Here is a 2,762-nt window from a genome sequence, read left to right as displayed (position 1 = left end):
AATATTGGTTTTTCTACTGGCTATACCCCGGCTGAAAGAGGAAAATTGATTGATACATATATGAAGGATTTTAAAAGAATATTCGGTTATTATCCAGAGTCTGTGGCTTCGTGGTTTATCGATGCGTACAGCTTAAATTACATGTACGAAAAGTATCATATTGTAGCTTCTGCCAATTGCAAAGATCAGTATGGGACTGATGGTTATACTTTGTGGGGTGGTTATTGGAATCAGGCTTATTATCCCAGTAAAGTGAATGCTTATATGCCTGCACAACATATTCGACAACAAATACCTGTTCCTATTTTCAGAATGTTAGGCAGTGATCCTATTCGACAATATGACGACGGTTTGACCCAGCAAAGACAAGGCGTGGTGACATTGGAACCTGTTTATCCAAAAGCAGGAGGAGATTCCTTATGGGTACATTGGTTTGTTAGGCAATTTGTAAATGGAGCTTCTATGGCCTTTGCCTATACTCAGGCTGGCCAGGAAAATTCTTTCACTTGGGACGCAATGGCGAAAGGGTTGAAAATACAGTTTCCGCTCTTTGAAAAACTCAGAGACGAAGGCAAGATAAAAGTGGAAACATTGGCGCAATCGGGAGAATGGTTTAGCAAAAATTTTAGCACCACACCGTCTACTTCCGTTACGGCACTCGAAGACTTGCCGGGAGGAAGCAAAAAAACAGTATGGTTTGACAGTAAATTTTATAGGGCCAATTTATTATGGGATAATGGAAGTCTGCGTTTCAGAGATATCCATTTATTCAATGAAAATATTCCATCTCCTTATATCGATACACCTACGACGTCCAATGAATGCCATTTATTTACATTACCTTTTGTAGATGGTTATTTGTGGAGTAATAATAAGCGATCGGCAGGTCTTTGGTTTAAAACGATTATTAACCATAAGGAGGTCTTGTTGCAAGGCGATGATAAACCCTCTGTAAGTGATAATAAAAAGGGAGTTTTAAGTGTGATTTGGCATCTAAAAAATATCTCGGGAAATTTAAATATTCAATTTACCGATAAGCAAATAACAATATATCTAAAGACAGACAAAAAGCAAACTTGGTTTTTAGATTTAGATGCGGTCAAAAATACCATTCTGCCATTTAAAGCTATCACTACGAAATCTGTTCAGGCGTCTGCAGAAAATTGCAATTACACGATTACAGCTTCAAAAGGCTCATTCAGTAAAAAAGTTGGACAGGTTTTCAGATTAACGCCTCAGAAAAGTAAAATAATACTAGACATGGAAATAAAACGGCCTCCTTCACCGTAATAAAATATTTGTCTGTAGCACCCTCATTATATCTGTTCACCATTTTTTGCAACTATGAATTCTTTATATAGAAAAATACTTTCTTTCATTGTTTTATCCCTGCCTGTTTCAATTTGTTGTGCACAACAAGCTTCTGTTGACGATCTGAAATGTGATTATCTAGCAAACCCTTTGGGTATTGACAATGTCCATCCTCGACTTATGTGGCAGATAGAAGATGGACGTCCCAATATTGCTCACATGGCCTACCAAATTATTGTAGGTACAGATTCTCTGGATGTTTTAAAAGGGAAGGGGAATAACTGGCAAACCTCGAGAATTAAATTATCCAATAATTTAGTTGTTTATCAGGGGAAACATTTGCAACCGTTTACTAAATATTATTGGAGGGTTTCTTCATGGCTAAATGCTGATAAATCTATAGTCTCCTCTGTTGCTAGTTTTGAAACAGGGATGCTTTCTGAAAGTAATTGGAAAGGCTTCTGGATAAGTGATGGACAAGATATCAACCTTAAACCTGCACCTTACTTTAGAAAGTTATTTACCACGGAGAAAAAAATAAAATCTGCACGCGCCTATATTACTGCAGCTGGTTTGTATGAATTGTATATCAATGGAAAGAAAATTGGTGATCATCGTTTAGATCCCGCTTATACTCGTTTTGATCGGCGGACTTTATATGTAACTTATGATGTTACCCAAAATCTGCAGGCGGGCAAAAATGCGATTGGTGTGTTACTTGGTAATGGTTGGTATAATTTTCAATCCAAGGCTGTGTGGGATTATGAGCGTGCACCTTGGCGAAATCGTCCAGCGTTTTGTTTGGATGTAAGAATTACTTATGAGGATGGATCAGTCGAAACGATTAGTTCAGATGAAAGCTGGAAAACTTCACTTGGCCCTATTGTTTTTAATAGTATTTATACAGGTGAACATTATGATGCGCGCTTAGAACAACTTGGGTGGAATAAGGTAAATTTTGATGACAGTAAATGGAAAAATGTTGTTTATAGAAAAGCACCCGGCGAAAATATTTCTGCACAAAGCATGCAACCGATTAGAAATGTGCAGGAAATAAAACCCATAAGTATGCAACGGATGAATGACTCTACTTATGTTTATAATCTAGGGAGAAATATTGCTGGTGTTACACAAGTTACCTTGAATGGAGATTCAGGTACGACCGTTCGGGTCATTCATGCAGAGTTTTTGGATAAAAGCGGTTATCCAGATCAGTCCAACGTAGATTATTTTTTAGCGAATGATACGCGCAGCTATGATCCCTTTGGAACCGATATTTATATCCTTAACGGGAAAGGTTCTGAAACCTTTATGCCGCATTTTAATTATAAAGGATTTCAATATATTGAAGTCAAGGCGGATAGACCTATTTCACTAAATAGAGAAGATATTGTTGACTATTTTATGCGTAGCGATGTGGCTCGTGTGGGAAATATTACCTGTTCCAACGA

Annotated in this window: 2 protein-coding genes; both read left to right on the top strand. The window is 37.5% G+C overall.

What is annotated here, in order from left to right:
* Window positions 1–1,290: hypothetical protein (locus tag ACQR30_RS12500; protein WP_429735584.1), on the top strand; the 1,290-nt coding region annotated here is incomplete at its 5' end.
* A 54-nt stretch (window positions 1,291–1,344) separates the two neighbouring features.
* The coding region (locus tag ACQR30_RS12495; RefSeq protein WP_429735582.1) for a family 78 glycoside hydrolase catalytic domain at window positions 1,345–2,762 on the top strand (1,418 nt) is incomplete at its 3' end.

The sequence above is a fragment of the Arachidicoccus sp. genome, from assembly GCF_050436765.1.
GTDB lineage: Bacteria > Bacteroidota > Bacteroidia > Chitinophagales > Chitinophagaceae > Arachidicoccus.
The sequence above is the reverse complement of the archived record's forward strand: the minus strand, read 5'-3'. Positions and strand labels throughout refer to the sequence as shown.